7 protein-coding genes are annotated in these 18,308 nt (G+C 66.8%); 5 read left to right on the forward strand and 2 right to left on the reverse strand.

What is annotated here, in order from left to right; genetic code table 11:
* Positions 1-3: 3 nt before the first annotated feature.
* The gene (locus tag AC5WNI_RS02490; RefSeq protein ID WP_495928613.1) at positions 4-3,549 is read right to left on the reverse strand and encodes an AAA family ATPase; all 3,546 of its coding nucleotides are present in this window, start codon (positions 3,547-3,549) and stop codon (positions 4-6) included.
* Positions 3,546-4,961: an exonuclease SbcCD subunit D C-terminal domain-containing protein gene (locus AC5WNI_RS02495; protein ID WP_495928614.1), complete on the reverse strand. Its 1,416-nt coding sequence runs from the start codon at positions 4,959-4,961 to the stop codon at positions 3,546-3,548. Before AC5WNI_RS02495 ends, AC5WNI_RS02490 begins: the two co-directional genes overlap by 4 nt.
* A 420-nt stretch (positions 4,962-5,381) precedes the next feature.
* Between AC5WNI_RS02495 and AC5WNI_RS02500 the strand changes: the two genes are divergently transcribed.
* The 5 genes from AC5WNI_RS02500 to recD all read left to right on the forward strand — a co-directional run bounded on the left by AC5WNI_RS02500 (position 5,382) and on the right by recD (position 18,290).
* Complete coding sequence (locus AC5WNI_RS02500; RefSeq protein ID WP_285460442.1) at positions 5,382-5,801, forward strand: DUF1499 domain-containing protein; 420 nt, start codon at positions 5,382-5,384, stop codon at positions 5,799-5,801.
* Between the two features lie 554 nt (positions 5,802-6,355).
* Complete coding sequence (locus AC5WNI_RS02505) at positions 6,356-7,693, forward strand: MFS transporter (RefSeq protein WP_495928615.1); 1,338 nt, start codon at positions 6,356-6,358, stop codon at positions 7,691-7,693.
* Positions 7,694-7,898: 205 nt separating this feature from the next.
* Positions 7,899-11,927: an exodeoxyribonuclease V subunit gamma gene (gene recC / locus AC5WNI_RS02510; protein ID WP_495928616.1), complete on the forward strand. Its 4,029-nt coding sequence runs from the start codon at positions 7,899-7,901 to the stop codon at positions 11,925-11,927.
* The gene (recB, locus tag AC5WNI_RS02515; protein WP_495928617.1) at positions 11,924-16,153 is read left to right on the forward strand and encodes an exodeoxyribonuclease V subunit beta; all 4,230 of its coding nucleotides are present in this window, start codon (positions 11,924-11,926) and stop codon (positions 16,151-16,153) included. Before recC ends, recB begins: the two co-directional genes overlap by 4 nt.
* The gene (recD, locus tag AC5WNI_RS02520; RefSeq protein WP_495928618.1) at positions 16,146-18,290 is read left to right on the forward strand and encodes an exodeoxyribonuclease V subunit alpha; all 2,145 of its coding nucleotides are present in this window, start codon (positions 16,146-16,148) and stop codon (positions 18,288-18,290) included. The genes recB and recD overlap by 8 nt, the downstream gene beginning before the upstream one ends.
* Positions 18,291-18,308 lie beyond the last annotated feature (18 nt).

Genomic DNA, 18,308 nt, shown 5'->3' on the forward strand with positions numbered 1-18,308 from the left:
CCGCTAGCCTTCGATCTCCAGTCGGCTCTGGCCGTTGCCCGAGGGGCGCACCGCGATACGCACCGGAATGCGTTCATGCATCTCGGCCACGTGCGAGATGACCCCGACGCGACGGCCGCTGGCCTGCAGGCCATCCAACGCCTCCATCGCCAGGGCCAGCGAATCCGGGTCGAGGCTGCCGAAGCCTTCGTCGATGAACAGCGATTCGATGCGCAGCTCACCGGAGGCCATACCCGCCAGGCCCAGCGCCAGCGCCAGCGAGACCAGAAAAGTCTCGCCGCCGGACAGCGAGTGCACGCTGCGCAGCTCGTCGCCCATCTCGGTGTCCACCACCACCAGTCCCAGCGGACTGGCGCCGCGCGCCAGACGGTAGCGGCGCACCAGATTGGCCAGATGCAGATTGGCATGCTCGATCAGACGTTCGAGGTTGAAGGCCTGGGCGATGGTGCGGAACTTGGCACCGCTGGCACTGCCGATCAGCCCCGACAGCGCGCCCCAGCGTTCATGGACTGCGCGGGCACGGGTCAGCTGCTCGCCAAGCTCGGCGCTGCCGCTGCGGCGCTGATCATCATTGAGTATCGCCGCCTGCGCCGATTGATGGGCCTCGCGCACGGCTGTGAGGGGTGTCTTGAGCGCCGCGATCAGAGTGGCCAACGCCTCGCCAAGCTCGTGGGTATCTTCCTCGGGCTGTGGCTGCGCATCCTTTGGCGCATCAGCGGCTTCTTCCTGTGGGGGTTGCGCATGAGCCTGCAAGTGAACATGCAGCGCCAGTGCCTGCTGGGCCTGAGCGCGAATGACGCCGGTCTCTTCCGTTCCCGCCGTGCCTTCTCCAGCGGTACCTGCTTCTGACGTCTCCACGGCGGGCGCTGCCAGCTGTTCGAGTCCTGCCAGCTGCTCGAGTACCGTCTGCCAGCTGGAGGTTCGAGCGGCCTGCCAGTGTTTGAGCTGACGCGCATTGCGCTCCTCACACAGGGCATCCGCGCGTGCGACGCGCTCGTGGGCGCTGCGCAGTTGCTGGCGCAGTGCCTGCAGCTCGTGATCCTCGACCGCCAGCAACTCCGCGATGCGCGCGTCATCCAGAGCAGGGTTCGCTGCCTGCCAATGCGCGCGTTCGCTATCGAGCGAGTCCTGCTCGTCGCGCAGCTCCGTCTGGCGTTGCTGCAGGTTGGTCTGTTGCTGCGTCAGTTGCTGTTGCTGATCGTTCAGCTCCTGCAGTGCCTGCCGCGCATCCTCTTGCTCGTTGCGCATCCGGGTGGTCAGTGACTCGATCCAGTCAGACCAGTCGCTCACGCTGGCATGCTGTCGCTTGGGGTCCGCGCTCAGCTGCTGGGCAAGCGCGCCGCTGAGTTGCTCGATCTCGCGCGCAAGCGAGGTGATCTGCGTCTCGCACCGCTGAAGCTGCGTTTCGCCATGCTGACATTGCGTCGTCAGCGTGGCGTGACGTGTTGCCAGTGCCTGGCGTTGCTCACGCAGCGGCGTCAGCTGACGCAGTGTCGTCACCAGCGTGTTCTGGCGGGCGTCCAGCTCCCCAAGGCGCTGCTCGACCAGTTGCAGTGCGCGGTCAGCAGGCAATTTCGGCAAGGATTCAAGCTGGGGTTGCTCTGACAGCGAGTGCCGGGCCAGAAGGTCGGTCAGGTTCGTCTGGCAGCTCTGCGCCTGCTGCTGCAGGCGTTGCAGCTCCGAGTGCAGTTGGGTCTGTTCCTGCTGAAGATGGCCGAGCTGCTGCTCGAGGCGGGCGTGCTCGTGACTGGCCGTCTCCATGGCTTGCTGCGCGGTGGCCGTGGCCTGGCGGCGATGGTCAAGGCGCTCGCGGGCCTGCTGTTCCAGCTGTGCGATCAGTGCCTCGGCCGGCGCGGCCTTGCCTGCGGCGGGGTGCTCGTGGCTGCCGCACACCGGGCACGCCTCGCCCTGGACCAGCCCGCGGCGCAGCGCCAGCACGTTGTCGCTGCGTGCCAGACGCTCCTGCTCCTGCTGGCGGCGCTCGGCCTCTTCCTCGTGGCGCGCCTGGTCACGGGCCTGCAAGGCCTGCGCCTGCTGGCCAGCCACATCCTTCAACGCCTGCTGCTGGCGGGGCAGCTGCTGCTCCAGTTCGACAAGGCGCTGCTGCACCTCATCACGGCGGGCCAGACCACTGAGCTGCTCGCTGAGTACGGGCTTGAGCTGCAGTAACGCATCGCGCTGACGTTGCAGCTGGTCACGATACTCTTCGGCATCGCGCAGCGGCTGGCCAGATTCATCGACCAGCGTTGCCTGCAGCTGCTGGAGTTTCTGCTCCAGCTGCTGACGCTGGCGATCCTGAGTCGCGAGCTCCTGCTGATGTTGGCCGAGCGTGTCGCGCAGGCGTTGCTGTTCGCTCTGCTGGCTGGCGTGTGCTTCGCGTTGTTGTGCCAGACGCGAGGCCAGCTGACGTGCCTCTTCAAGCTTCGGCAGCTGCTCGCCGCGCCAGATCTCGCAGCGCTGCATGCGTTCATCGGCGGTGTGCCTGGCGGCCCGGGCCTGCTCAACCCTGGGCGACAGGGCGGCGAGCTGCTGCTCCAGCCGGGCCAGTTGCGTGACCAGCTGCGCATGCTGCGGCGCGATCGCCTTGAGGCGCAGAAGGGCAGGGCGAATCGGCGCGAGGGCTTCCAGGGCGCTGAGTTGCTCGCGCTGACGGGAAAGTGCATCACTTGCGGCGTGAGCCTCGGTCTGTTCCTGCTGTGCCTGACGCAGGGCCTGTTCGAGCTCGCTCGCCGTGGTGGTCCACTGGTGATAAGCCGTCAGTGCATCATGCTGTGCGCTGAGTCGAGTCATGGCCGTCTGGCGCAGGCGCACCTCCTCCTCGAGCGCCTGGCGTTCCTGCGGGCTGGCCGGCAACTGACCTTCAAGCTTGCGTTCCAGTTCATTGACGGCCTCGCGGGCGGCGCGCTCGCGCTCATGAGCGGCTATCGAGATCTCGGAGTAATGGCCGGTATCGGTCAGTTTCTCCAGCAACTCCGAGCGTTCGTTGTCATTGGCACGCAGGAAGGCGCTGAACTCGCTCTGCGCCAGCAGCACGGCGCGGGTGAACTGTTCGAAATTCAGCCCCAGCCTGTCGATGATCAACGCCTTGGCGTCGTTGTTGGTGGTGTTGAGGGTCTGAGCCGGCTGGGTGTCATCGCCGGTGGGCAGCAACTGGAGATGTTGCCTGGCATTCTGCAGGCGCCCGCCGGGCTTGCCACGCGCGCGGCTGACTGTCCAGCTGGCGCGATAGCGCAGGCCATCGCGGCCGATGAAATCCACCTCGGCCTTGCCTTCGCCACAGCCACGCCGGAGCAGGCTGCGCGGGTCCTTGAGCGTCAGCTGATGTTCGCCGACATCCTCCAGCTGGCCGCCGCTCGGCGTCTGGCGCAGGCGCGGCGTGGTGCCATAGAGCGCCAGACACAGGGCATCGAGCAGCGTGCTCTTGCCGGCCCCGGTGGGGCCGGTGATGGCGAACAGGCCGGCATCGGACAGCGGCGCCTTCTCGAAGTCGACCTCATGTGCGCCGGCAAGCGACGCCAGGTTGTCGAGACGCAGGGCGAGAATCTTCATGCCTGACCTCCCTTGGCCTTGTCTGCCGAGGCTGCCTTGTCTATCGAAGCCGCCTTGTCGGCCTTGCGAGCGGGCCGGGTGGTCGGCTCGCCTGCGAGACGCGTTTCGCGCGCGGCCTCGACCTCCTCGAGCAGCAGGGCGAAATCCTCGATCAGCGTCGGGTCCGGCTCACTGTCATAGGTGACGCGATAATGACGCTCGAACAGTCCCATCGGCCCCAGTTCATCTAGCTTCACGCCCTTCGGCGCGCGATGCTCGGCACTGGGGGCCGGGTAGCGGGTGACCAGCTTGATCAGACGCAGCGGCGCGCCTTCCAGCAGTGCCTCGATGCGGGCGCGAAGGTCGATCAGCGGGGCTTCCAGCTGCACGGTCACTTCCAGCCACGGCCAGCGTGTCGGCTCGAGATCCGCTTGCGCCTCGGCGACCAGCGCCGTGAGCCGAGAGGTGATCTCGGCCAGGGGCGCAGGCCCGACGCGCGTGAGCGCGACATGACAGGGCACGCGATGCTCCTCGACCTTCTCCAGGCTTTCATTGTTGAGCGTGACATCGAGGATGCGGTGACCGTAGTCGACCTCGGAGAAGTCCATCGCCAGCGGCGTGCCGCAGTAGCGGACGCGCTCCTCGCCGCCTACGCGTTGCGGGCGATGCAGGTGCCCCAGCGCCACATAGGCGATGTCGTCGGGGAACAGGCTGGTCGAGAGCGCTTCTTCGCCGCCCATGAGGATCGGGCGCTCACTGTTCTCGGACACCTCGCCGTCACGCATGTGGGCATGGCCCATGGCGATCAGCGCCTCGCCGGGTTGGCGGGCGGCACGCGCAGCACTGACCAGCTGCTGGTGCACGCGGGCCACACCGTCGCGGTAGGCCTCGCTGCGGGTGCGTTCGCCCTTGCCTGCTTCCCCTTGCTGCTCGGCCGGCTCGCCGCTGCTCAGGCCGGTGACCTCGGCCGGGCGCAGAAAGGGCACTGCCAGACACAGGGCGCGGCGCTTGCCGTCACGATCATGCAGGGGCACCAGCAGATGCTGGCAATCGAGGCTGTGGGTATCGCCGCCGTCGGCGGAGTCATCCACCCAGCGCACGCGTCCCAGCGCATGGGTCTTGAGGCGTGCCAGCAGCGCGGCCGGCAGCTCGATGCGGGAGCCGGAATCGTGATTGCCGGCGATCATCACGATCTCCAGCGCCGCGTCCTGTTCGTGGGCGCGCACGATGAATCTGTAGAGCAGCTCCTGGGCGGCCAGGCTCGGGTTGACCACATCGAACAGGTCTCCGGCGATCAGCAGCGCGTCCGGCGCCAGAGTCTTGAGCTGGCCGAGCAGCCAGTCGAGAAAGGCAGCATGCTCGACGTGTCGGCTCTGGCCGTGAAAGCTCTGGCCGAGATGCCAGTCGGAAGTGTGCAGGAAGCGGAAGCTCACGATGGGGTCCTTGCGAAGTCGTCTGGCCAGCGGCTGGGGCTGCGCCAAGCCGGGCCGGGTGAAATGCTGTCCAGTGTACGGTCTGGCTTCGCTGGGGCGGAAGAGGGCACGGCCTCAAGCCGCACAAGGTGCGGCGCATTATCAGGCAGATGATCTGGATCAAGGCCCTCCACAGGCAAAATCGACAAAAGTCGCTACGCTGAAAGTCGAGGCCCTTGTCATTCACCGACAAGCCCACGCGATGGCAGCGTGTGGGAGTCGCCTCAAGCGAATCACATCAGCGGAGCAGCCCGCACGGGGCTTTCTTGCGCGCAGTCTTCTCAAGGACTTCGCAAAGTCTTCAAGCTGACTTGGATAACAATCAGGCTGGTGACAGAGGATGCTGTTACCGACGCCCAGAGATGACAGGAAGGATTCGAAATGCGCCAAGGTCTTTTTGCTTCACCTCGTCCAGACAATCTCGGCCTGCATGATGGCATGCTGGCTCCGGCCCCCAGCACCCCCAACGGGGTCAGTTCCCAGGCCACTGACAGCAAGCATTATGTCGCGCCACTCCCGATGCCGCAGGATTGCTGCGTCAGTGCGATGGAGAAGTTGCACGGCATCATAGAATCCATGGGCCATGCTGAAATCATCAGCGAAGATGGCGGCTATCTGCACGCCGAGTTCCACACCCCCGTGCTGGGCTTCGTCGATGATGTGGAAATCGTCTGCAATGAAGAGGAGGGGGTCTGCCATGTGCGCAGCGTCTCACGCAGAGGGCATTCCGATCTCGGCAAGAACCGTCAGCGGGTCGAGGACATTCGCCAACGCCTGGAAGGCTGGGGCTACTGTAGCTGACGCTTGTCGATGAACCTGAGCTTGAATCCAGGACTCGTGCGTCGCCCGGCAGGGGAGGGAAGGTGACCCACTGCAGGACGCCCATCCCACCACCTCCCTCATTGCTTGAACTAGATAGAATGACGTCCCTCACCCCGGTTCGCCTTGTCGAGGCACCGGGGTCTTTCATGCCAACGCCTTGCAAGGCCGGCGTGATTTCCCGCAAGCCCCCTGTCGGACAGTGAGCGAACGCTACCCAGCCAAGGTCGCCTTTGCTACTCTGGGCGCGATACATGAAACGCATGACTGCATCGATCTGTATTGTGTTTTATGCAATGCAGTGATGCGTCGTACGCTGGCAGGATTCCGCATGATCGCCACGCCTCCGGGGCAACCCCGGTGCTTTCAGTCATCATCAGCACGACTTCCGCTCCGAGATCAGTGATGTCTCTCGATTCGAAGATGTCACTCGACGGGACGAAGTCTCTCCGACTGAAAGCCTCCAAGACAAGATGCGCGACGCGTGAATCACCCTTGACCATCGCTGGACACCAGCCCCCGCTAAACAGAGATCCATGAACGATTCCGTCCCCGCAGCGGGCTCCGCCTCCGCTGCTCATGTTTTGCCCAACGAAAATTCGCTCAAGCGTGGTGACATCAAGGTGCTCGGTCTGTCCGCCCTCGGCGGCGCCCTCGAGTTCTATGACTTCGTCATCTTCGTGTTCTTCGCCACCGTCGTCGGCCAGCTGTTCTTCCCGCCCGACATTCCCGAGTGGCTGCGTCAGGTGCAGACCTTCGGCATCTTCGCCGCCGGTTATCTGGCGCGCCCGCTGGGTGGCATCATCATGGCTCACTTCGGCGATACGCTGGGCCGCAAGAAGATGTTCACGCTGTCCATCTTCATGATGTCGCTGCCGACCCTGCTGATGGGCATGCTGCCGACCTACGCCGTCATCGGCATGTGGGCGCCGCTGCTGCTGATCATCCTGCGTCTGTTCCAGGGCGCCGCGGTCGGTGGTGAGGTGCCGGGCGCCTGGGTGTTCGTCAGCGAGCACGTCGCACCGCGTCACAACGGCCTGGCCTGCGGCACGCTCTCGATGGGGCTGGTGGGGGGCATCCTGCTCGGCTCGCTGATGGCCAGCGCCATCAACAGTGTCTACACCCCGGAAGAAGTCAGTGATTTCGCCTGGCGGATACCGTTCATCATCGGCGGCGTGTTCGGGCTGTTCTCGGTCTATCTGCGTCGCTGGTTGCACGAGACGCCGGTATTCGCCGAGATGCAGCAGAAGAAGGCGCTGGCCGCCGAGCTGCCCTTGAAGATGATCCTGCGTGAACAGCGCCCGGCGATTGCCGTGGCGATGGCGGTCACCTGGATTCTGACCGCTGCCATCGTGGTCGTGATCCTGATGACGCCGAGCCTGATCGCGGAGCTCGAGGGCCTGAGCCGCGCCGCGGCCTTCTCCGCCAACAGTCTGGCGATCGTGGCGGTCTGCATCGGCTGCATCGTCTCCGGTTACATGGTCGATCGCATCGGCGCCGGCGTCACCCTGGTGCTGTGGAGCGCCTTGCTGGGCATTACCTACTGGGTCTTCCTCGCCACCATGCACTCAGACCCCAGCCTGCTGGTGCCGCTCTACTGCCTGACCGGCTTCAGCGTCGGCATCGTCGGCGCGGTGCCGAGCATCGCGATCCGTGGCTTCCCGCCGGCGGTACGCTTCACCGGTCTGTCGTTCTCCTACAATGTCGCCTATGCCATCTTCGGTGGCTTCACGCCGATTCTGGTCTCGCTGATGATGACCGTCTCGCCGCTGTCGCCCACCTGGTACGTGGCGGCGCTGTCGCTGATGGGCGTGGTGCTCGGTCTGTGGCTGGCGATCAGCCCGCGCGGCCGAGAACTGATGCGCATCGTCTGATCAGCGTGTCTGGCAGCGCAGGATGCGGGTCAGGCCCTTGTGGCCTGCCTCTGCCTGAAAACGCGCATCACCCTCTGGGTGGTGCGCGTTTTTCGTTTGGGCCGGCGCCACGGCGACGCTAGGATAGAGCCATTCATTGTCTCTTCCGCGCAGCGGCTTGCCACGGCCACGATGGCCGGGTTGTCACTCCCAGCAGGATGCCCGCATGTTTACCGTTCTTCACGCCAATCACCTCGAGGACCTGCGCGATCTGGCCCTCAAGGTGATCAAGGCCGCGCCTCAGCCTCCGCTGGTGCCGGAAACCTTCCTCGTCCAGTCCAACGGCATGGCCCAGTGGCTGAGATTGTCATTGGCCGAGGCCGATGGCATCGCCGCCTCGGTGGATTTTCCACTGCCCTCGAGCTTCGTGTGGCGTGCCTATCGCGGGGTGTTGGGTGGCGTGCTGGGCGACGAGATTCCGGAGCTGTCGCCCTTCGACAAGGGCCCGCTTGCCTGGCGTCTGCTGCGCCTGCTGCCGGGGCTGCTGGCCGATGAATCCCAGGCCGAATGCTATGCGCCGCTCAGGGATTACCTGTGTCGCGACGAGCGTGGCCAGTTGATCGAGGCCGTCGGTGAGGACGCATTGCCAGCGCTGCCCGAAGGCCCCGAGGCCGAACGCCAGCAGTGGCAGCTGGCCTGCCAGCTGGCGGACCTGTTCGATCAGTACCTCAACTATCGCCCCGAGTGGGTACGCAGTTGGGAGAGCGGGCTTGAAGACGATGACTTCCGGGATGCCTTCGCGCGCCAGCAGGCCGCAAGCGAGCTGCCGGCCAATCTGCTGCCCGACAACCTGCCGGACAGCCAGCAGTGGCAGCCGGCACTATGGCGAGCGGTGCTGGCCGATGCGCCGGCCAGCAGCCGTCAGCATCACCGCGCCGCCCTGCATGGTCGCTTCGTCGCGGCGGCGCGCGCGCTGGAGACATTGCCCTCGACCCGCCGTCACCCGCTGCCGCCACGCCTGTTCGTGTTCGGTATCTCGGCGTTGCCGGGCCAGACGCTGGATGCGCTGCATGCGCTGTCCGGGGTGATGGACATCTACCTGATGATCACCAATCCCTGCCGCCATTACTGGGGCGATATCGTCTCCGACCGCGAAGCCGTACGGCGCAGTTCGCGAGCTGACAGCCAGCGCATGGACAGCGAGCGCCTCTCGCAACAGCGTGCCCGTCACCCCGAGGCGCCTGCGCTGATCGGGCTGGCGGAGGAGGAGTTGCACCTCAAGGCCAACCCGCTGCTGGCAGGGCTTGGTGCGCAGGGGCGTGACTTCATCGTCAGCCTGTATGAATTCGAGAGCGCGCTGTCGGGGCGCGACAGCGGCTTCGATCTCGAGCTGGACGTCTTCGTGCCGCGCATCAGCGAGGACACGCCGCCCGAGCAGGCGCCGCTGCTGCTGCAGATCCAGGACGAGATACTCGAGCTGGTCCACCCCGGCGAGCGTGCGCTGGCCGAGGGGAGTCCGCGGGTACTCGTGGCCGATGACGACTCAATCAGTCTGGTCAGCGCCCACTCGGCGCTGCGCGAGGTCGAGATTCTCCACGACCGCCTGCTGGCGGCCTTCGAGCGGGCCCATGACGCCGAGAAACGTGGCGAGGGCGAGCCGTTGCGGCCGCGTGACATCCTGGTGATGGTGCCGGATATCGACCGATATGCTCCCTATATCGAGGCGGTGTTCGGCCAGCTGCCGCCGGGCAATCCGCGCCATATCCCCTTCACCATCGCCGATCGCGTGGCCAGCCAGGCCAATCCGCTGCTCGGACTGGTCTTGATGCTGCTGGAGCTGCCGGAGCGCCGCCTCGGCGTCAGCGAGGTGCTGGATGCGCTGGATGTCGCCGCCTTCCGGCGTCGTTTCGCCATCGAGGAGGGTGAGCTCGAGCGTCTGCGGCGCTGGCTGGCCGACAGCGGCGTGCGCTGGGGGCTCTCCGGTGAGCATCGGGAGCAGCTCGGCTTCATGCCCCTCGATGAGAACAGCTGGCGCTTCGGGCTCGAGCGCATGCTGCTGGGCTACGCCACCGGGGCCCCGGCGCAAGGGGAACTTGGGGATGAGCGGAATGGCGCTCCGATTGACGATCTGATGGACGGTCTTGTCGACATGAACGGCCTGAGTTTCGATGGCGTGGTGCCGTTCGATGAAGTGGCCGGTCTCGAGGCCGAGCTGGCAGGCAAGGTCGGCGAGCTGATCGAGAGTCTGGATCGCTGGCGCCGCTGGCTGGACACCTCGCGTACGCCAGCGGACTGGGCCACCACGCTGCAGCGGCTGTGGGAGGAGAGCCTCAGCCTGGACAGCGCCGAGGAATTCGACATTCTGGCGCGCCTGCAGGCGGCGCTCTCACGCCTCGACAAGGGCTGGCAGCAGGCCGGTTTCGAGGGCTGCCTGTCGCTCAAGGTGGTACGCGAGGCACTGCGCGGCGAGCTGGACAGCGGCGGTCTCGCCCAGCGCTTCCTCGCCGGGCGCGTCAACTTCGCCACCCTGATGCCGATGCGTGCGATTCCCTTCCGCGAAGTGCACCTGCTGGGCATGAACGATGGCGACTACCCGCGGGTGCGCATGCCGCAGGATTTCGACCTGATGGCCAGCCGGCCGCAGGCGGGGGACCGTTCGCGGCGCGACGATGATCGCTACCTGTTCCTGGAGGCGCTGCTGGCGGCGCGGGATCGCCTGTCGATCTCGTGGGTCGGCCGCGACCAGCGCGACAACGGCGAGCGGCCGCCCTCGGTGCTGGTCGGTGAATTGCTCGACTACATCGAACTGGGCTGGGAGCCCGAGCAGCAGCACTCCGCCAAGCGCTCGCGGGAGGCGGCACTGCGTGAACGCCTGATAACCGAACACCCGCTGCAGCCGTTCTCGCGGCGCTATTTCCATGCCTGCCAGGCGGCGGTCGTCGATCTGTTCAGCTATGACGCCAGCTGGTCGAGCCTGTATCGTGCGGCAGATCAGGCTCAAGTGATTGAAAAAGATCAGGAAAAGCCAAGCGAGACCAAGGCGGGCTCGGCGGCAATGACTGCCTTGAAGCAGCTGGTGGAGCAGGCGCCGGAGTCCCACCTGCGCCTCGGTGCCGATTCGCTGGCGCGCTTCCTGCGCCGCCCCTGGCAGCTGGGGCTGGACCGTGTCGGCGTGCGCTTCCGCGATGCCGAGGTACCGGATGAAGACAACGAACCCTTCGCCCCCGACGGGCTGGAGAACTTCACCCTGACCCGCGAGCTGCTGGAAGCCGCACTTGCCGGGCAGTCACTGCCGCTGGCCGCCGAACGTCTGCGCCGGGCCGGGCGGTTGCCGGCGCTGGGCTTTGCCGATGCCTTGATCGAGCCGCGCCTCAGACGTCTCGACCAGCAGCTGGCCAGCTGGCGTGACCAGCTCAGCGATGCCATTTCGCTGCCGCCGCGCACCCTCGAGGTACCGCTGATCATGCAGGGTGAGGGCAGCGAGATGCTGCGCGTGACCCTTACCACGCGTCTGATCAGTCGCCAGCAGCTGCGCGATGACGCCGAGGGCGAGAGCCGCCTGCTGGCCACGCTGGAGGCGACCCACTTCGGCACCCTCAAGCCCGGCAAGGAAGGGCGCTACAAGAAGCTTGGCAAGCCGCATCGTCTGCTGGCCGGCTACCTCGACTGGCTGATGGCCAATGCGCGCCCCGGCCTAGGGGAGCTGGTGGGCGATCAGGGCGCAAGTCGTGAAGGTTATCAGTGGCTTGCGGTGTTCGAGGACCGCTGGCTGCTGTTCCCTGCGCTGCGCATCGAGCAGGCCGAGGCCGCGCTGCGCCATCTCGTCAAGGCGTATGCTCAGGGCTGGCAGGCGCCGCTGGCGGCCGCGCTGGAACTGGCGACCACCCTCTGGGAGGTGGTCGGCGAGGAGGATCGCAATGCCCTGTTCGGCGCGCTCAAGGCGCAGGACGCTGACGGCAGCGCAAACATTGAGACGGCGCTGGCCGCCATTCACAAGCCCTGGCTTGCCGACAGCCTGATGCGCGCCATGGAAACCCGCTTCAGCGAAGACATCTTCAAGGGCCCCCAGGCGCTCAGGCGTCAGGAAGGCGCGCTGGGCGAGCTGTGGCCGGAGTTCGACGCCTTTGCACAGGCCGGCGGGGTGCTCAACAGCGTGCAGCTCTATCAGCCACTGATCGAGAGCATGATCGGTGTGCGTCAGGGCATTCTCGGCGAACGCGCGGTGGAGCTTGCCACCGGGAAGGCGACGCCATGAGCGATACCAGAGTGGAAGACATGCGCGGTGTAGAGAGTGGCGTGAGGAGTGGCATCGCTCAGGAGAAGGAAGCGGCAATGTGTGACGAGATGGATCAGAGCCAGCAGGGTCAGGCCCTCGATATTCCGACGCTGCCCCTGCTCGGTCAGCATCTGATCGAGGCGAGTGCCGGCACCGGCAAGACCTTCACACTCGCCGCGCTTTACGTGCGGCTGGTGCTCGGGCCCTTGCCCGGCCAGGACGCGGGCGTCTGCTATCCGCGCCCACTGACGCCGCCGGAGATTCTGGTGGTGACCTTCACCGAAGCCGCCACCGCCGAGCTTAGAGACCGCATTCGCGCGCGCCTCAAGCAGGCACGAGAGGCGCTGCTGGAGCGTGCCAGTCCTGATCCGGTGCTGGCCGAGTTGCTCGCGCCGCTGCTGACATCCTCATCTGCCGAGGACGCATCGCGTCTCAAGGCCGCGGCGGCGCGGCGCCTCGATCAGGCCGCGCGCCTGATGGATGACGCCGCCATCTTCACCATCCACGGCTTCTGCCAGCGCATGCTCAGCCGACATGCCTTCGATGCCGGTGGACGCTTCGGCGCCGAGCTGTTGCAGGACGGCCAGTCGCTGCTGGCGCGCTGCGTCGAGGATTACTGGCGCTGCGAGTTCTATCCGCTGGCCCGCGAGTGGCAGGCCTTGATTCGTGGCCGCTGGGCCGGCCCCGACGCCTTGGGAGAGGAGCTGCGCGGCCTGCTGCGTGACGGCACGCCACGCCCGCTGTACCGCGACGGTGAATGTCTTGAGGCCCCGGATGACCTGAGCGAGCTGCTCGGCAATGCCGAACAATGGCGTCAGCAGCAGGAGGCCGCGCGGCGCGCCGTCGAGGAGAGCTTCGATGAGCCGGCCATCCGCGCGGTAATGGGCGAGGCCTTCGCCAGCAAGGCCCTCAACGGCAACAGCTACAAGGAGGCCGAACTCGAGCCCCGTCTGGCGGCGACGGCTGCCTGGCTGGCCAGCGGCGAGCACGACTTCGCCGCCGACATGCTCGACAGCAAGAAGCTGTGCTGGCTGAGTCAGGCCAAGCTCGAGAAGGGCACCAAGAAGAACTGCCAGACGCCGCGTCATCCCTTCTTCGAGGCGCTGGACATGCTGGCCGAGGTGCCCGCACCGGACGCCGTGCTGCTGGATCAGGTCGCCGTGCATGCGCGTGACAGCGTCGCCCGCGCCCTGATCTGCGAGAAGCGCCGCCTCGGGCTGTGGGAATTCTCGGACCTGCTCAATGATCTCGATCACGCGCTGGACCCGTCGCTCAATGGCGAGGCCAGCCAGCGTCTGGCGCGCCAGATCCGTCAGGAACTGCCGGTGGCGATGATCGACGAATTCCAGGATACCGACCCGGTCCAGTACCGCATCTTCCGGCGCATCTATCCGCAGACGGCGGGCGATGGCCCGACCGACGACGATGCCTTCAGCAGTGATGTCGGCAACGATGCCGGCGAGGCGCCAAGCACGCTGTTGATGATCGGTGACCCCAAGCAGGCCATCTATGCCTTCCGTGGCGCCGATATCGGCACCTATCTGGCGGCGCGCAAGGTCACCTCCTCGCGCTTTACCCTGCCGCGCAACTTCCGCTCCAGCGCCGCGATGGTGTCCGCGGTGAATGCCCTGTTCGCCCAGCATCCCGCGCCCTTCGGCAGTGAGGACATTCCCTTCCAGCCGGTCGAGGCCCAGGGCACGCGCACCCGGCTGGTACAGCGTCATCCGGATGGCCGCGAAGAGGCCGCCTGCGCGCTGAATCTGTGGTGGGCCAGCGGTGAGCGTCTGAGCGCCGATGACTACCGCCGCGCCATGAGTGAGGCCTGTCGCGCCCAGATCCAGGCCCTGCTGGAAGGACAGCAGCGTCTGGCGGCGGGCGAGCCGGGGCTGGTGTTCATGGCCGAAGGGGATGCGACGCCACGTGGCGTGGCCGCCAGCGATATCGCCGTGCTGGTGCGCAATGGCCGTGAGGCCGCAGCGGTGCGTGGCGCGCTGGCCGACGGCGGCATCCGCAGCGTCTATCTGAGCGAGAAGAGCTCGGTATTCGACACGCCGGAGGCCTTCGAGCTGCTGCAGCTGTTCGAGGCCGTGGCCCATCCGCGTGACGACCGCCGCCTGCGCGCGGCGCTGGCGACGCGCCTGCTGGCGGAGGACCTCTCGCTGGTTGAACGCCTCGCAGTCGATGAGCTTGCCTGGGAGCGTGAAGTCGAGCGCTTCGATGGCTACCACCGCGACTGGCAACGGCGCGGCGTGCTGCCGATGCTGCGCGGCGTGATGCGCGACTTCCGGGTCGGTGAGCGGTTGGCGGCGCGCGCCGGGGGCGAGCGCGCCCTGACGGACGTGCTGCACCTTGGCGAACTGGCCCAGAATGCCGCCCAGCGCCTCGATGGCGAGCAGGCGTTGCTGCGCTGGTGGCATCAGGCGCTGGAATCCGGCCATGAAGCGCTGGACAGCGACAGCCTCAGCCAGCGGCTGGAAAGCGATGAGGGGCTGGTGCGCGTCGTCACCATCCACAAGTCCAAGGGGCTTGAGTATCCCATCGTGCTGCTGCCGTTCATGGCCAGCTTCCGCGCGGCCGAGCCGGACAGGAATTTCGGCCTGCTGACGCTCAAGCAGCGCTGGCTGGCTTCGGCTGATGTGGGAGATGATGACCAGGGAGGTGATGACGAGGAAGTGCCTGCTCGGAGAGCCGATCAGGAGGATGACGCTCTCGATGACAGCATCCTGGTCAAGAAGCCCTCGAAGGAGGCTATCGCGGCGGCCGATCATGCGCGCCTGATGGAGGACGTGCGTCTGCTCTACGTGGCGCTGACACGACCCAAGTTCGCCTGCTGGCTGGGATTGGCGCCCATTGGCAAGGGCGGTTTCAGCAAGCAGTTGAGCCTGCCGTTTACCGCCGTCGGGTATCTGCTCGGCTTGAGTGACACCCCGGACATCGAGTCCAGCGCCATCGAGGCCGTGCTGCATGGCTGGTGTGATCAGCAGTCTGGCCTGCTGGCGTGCGTTTCCGGCCTGCCGGAGCTTCCCGGTCATGACTACCAGCCACCGGCGGAACGCGATCAGCACTTCCACGGCGCGCGCCACTTCGCGGGCGGCATCGAGGATGACTGGTGGATCGCCTCCTACACCGCCTTGCTTACCGATGCCCGTCAGGTGACGGCGGCGCTGGAAGACACCGCCGATGCCGCGGATGACCGCGTGCCCGAGGGCGCCACCGAAATCGCGCTGGAAGAGGGCGAGCAGGGCCTGACGCGCCCGGACCGCGAGGTGGCAGGGCAGTCCGGTCCGCTGCTGGCCGGCGGCCTGCCGATGACGGTGGGCGAGATCCATCTGCATGATTTCCCGCGCGGGCCGCGTCCGGGGACCTTCCTGCACGGCCTGCTGGAGGCGGTGGATCTCGATCGCCTCGGCGCTGATGACTACCGCGGCGAGCTTGAGCGGCTGGTGGGCTCGCGGCTGCATTTCGGTGGCTTCGATGCCAGCTGGCAGCCGCGCCTCACCGACTGGTTGGAGCAGGCGCTGACCCGTCCGCTGCAGGGCTTCGAGGGGGAGCCTATTCTGCTCAACCGGCTGGAGGCCTGGCTGCCGGAGCTGGAGTTCTGGCTGCCAGCCGTACATGCGCGCAGTCTGCCGCTGGATGCCGTGGTCACCGCGCTGGAACCGTTGCCACGCTCGCGGCCCAGACTCGCCCCACGCCGCATGCACGGCATGCTAAAGGGCTTCATCGATCTGACCTTCCAGTCCGGCGGGCGCTGGTATGTGCTGGACTGGAAATCCAACTATCTGGGCGAGCGCCCCGAGGATTATCTTGGGGAATCGCTGGCGCGCGCGATGGTCGAGCACCGCTACGACCTGCAATACGTACTCTACACCCTCGCGCTGCACCGTCTGCTCAAGGCGCGCCTCGGTGAGGACTACGATTACGAGCGCTGCATGGGCGGGGTGCTGTATGTCTTCCTGCGCGGCCTGGATGCCGGCGCTGACTCACCCGCGCTTGCGGTGGATGAGGCACATGATCTGGGCAATATGGCGACGCCCGGCGTGGCGACGCCCGGCGTCTTCCAGCGCAGGCCATCACAGGCGCTGATCGAGGCGCTGGATCTCTGGCTGAGCGGCGACAGCTCCGCCCTGGACAGCCTGCTCCTCAACACCGCCGACACCTCGCTACTCACGCAAAGCGGCCAGCAGGGGGCCTTCGATGTCTGACACCATGTCCGTGCCAACGCAGCAGCTCAGCGCTGCCCCTGACGCCCCGACTGCCGACACCCTGCTCGCGACGCTCGGCCTGTGGGTGGAGCTGGGCTGGCTCAGGCGAGTCGATGCCCATCTGGTGCGCTTCATGGCGCGTCATGTGCCGGAAGCCCCGGCCAGCGTGCTGCTGGCGGCCGCGCTGGCCAGCCACCAGCTGGGGCGCGGGCATGTGTGCCTGTCGCTGTCGCGGGCGCTGGCCGAGCCACGCGCGACCCTGTCGCTGCCGCCGCTGGAGCAGTCCGAGGCGCATCTGGCCGAGGTCAATGTAGCCCTGCCGGAGGCCTTTCTGGCGAATCTCGATGCCGGTCGCTGGGCCGAGCAGCTGGCGGCATCGCGGCTGGTCAGCGTGCTGGCGCAGGCCGATTCTCCGGCGGGTCATCTGCCGCTGCGTCCGCTGGTGCTGGTGGGCGAGCGTCTCTATCTACGCCGTTACTGGCAGGCCGAGTGTGAAGTCGCGGCGGGGCTGCGTGCGCGGATGGGGCCAAGCGAGGAGGGTGAGACGCGGGTCAGTGATGCGCTGGGTGAGCCTCTGCGCGAGCTGTTTGCCAGCAATCAGCCAGACCCGCATGGCGAGCCGGACTGGCAGAAGCTGGCCTGCGCTCTGGCGTTGCGTCAGCGTCTGACGGTGATCTCCGGCGGCCCCGGTACCGGCAAGACCACCACCGTCACGCGCCTGTTGGCGCTGTTGCAGTCGCAGGCGCTGGCGGGTGGCGCTGTCGGTGTAGAGGGCGAGGTGGAAGGCGATGAGCCAGCTCAACCGCATGAGCGGCGGGCGCTGGATATCCGCCTGGTCGCCCCGACCGGCAAGGCGGCGGCGCGGCTGTCGGAGTCGATCCGCGGTGCGGTGGCGAAGCTCGAGGTACCAGATGCGGTACGCGCCGCCATCCCGCGCGAGGCAAGCACCGTGCACCGCCTGCTGGGCGCGCGTCCGGATTCCCGCCACTTCCGCCATCACGCCGGCAATCCGCTGGCATTGGACCTGCTGGTGGTGGATGAGGCCTCGATGGTCGATCTCGATCTGATGGCCGCACTGCTCGGCGCGCTGCCCGCCCATGCCCGCCTGATCCTGCTCGGCGACAAGGACCAGCTGGCCTCGGTGGAAGCCGGTGCCGTGCTGGGCGATCTCTGCGAGCATGCGCTGCCGCCGCGCTACTCACCGGCGCTGTGTGAAGATCTCACCCGCCTGACCGGCGAAAGGCTGGAACAGGCCATCGCCGAGCCTGATGGACAGAACTCGGAGGAGACATCAGCGACCCGTGGGCGCCTTGCCGATCACGTGGTGGTGCTGCAGAGGAGCTATCGCTTTTCCGCCGACAGTGGCATCGGCGCCCTGGCACGCGCCAGCAACGCCGGGGATCGTCAGGCGCTGCGCGCCGCCTGGAAGACCGGCTACAGCGATATCGCCTGGCTCAAGCTCAGTGGCCCGGAGGACCGCGATCTGGAAAAACTGGTGGTCAATGGCTACCGCCCGGCGCTGGAGGCCGTGCGTGGGCGGCGCCCGGCGCGTGAGGTGATCGACCTGCTGCTCGAGTTCCAGCTGCTGTGCGCGCTGCGTCGTGGTCCCTACGGTGTCGATGGCCTCAACCAGCGCGTGGCGCGGGTGCTGATGCGACGCGGCCTGATCGCCGACGAGCGCGGCTGGTACGCCGGGCGTCCGGTGATGGTGACGCGCAATGACCGCGCGCTGGGGCTCTACAACGGTGATGTCGGCATCACCCTGCCGGACCCCGCCGCCGGGGGGCGTTTGCGCGTGTTCTTTCCGGTCGAAGAGGAGGTGGCGTCAGACGGCGAGCGTGACGGGCAGGATAGCGACATCCAGCGCTTCCACCGTGGCGTGCGCGCGGTATTGCCGTCTCGTCTCGAGGCGGTGGAGACGGTCTTCGCGATGACGGTCCACAAGTCGCAGGGTTCCGAGTTCCGCCATGTGGTATTCGTGTTGCCTGAGGGCGCCAACCCGATTCTGACCCGCGAGCTGGTCTACACCGGCATCACGCGGGCCAAATCGCGGGTCACGCTGGCGGGCACCCGCCGTGAGACGCTGGAAGGTGCCATTGAACGACGCGTGGTGAGAGCCAGCGGGCTGGTGCTCTAGGCCGGACGCTGATGGATG

It is taken from the genome of Cobetia sp. PDI-12MA (assembly GCF_059507695.1).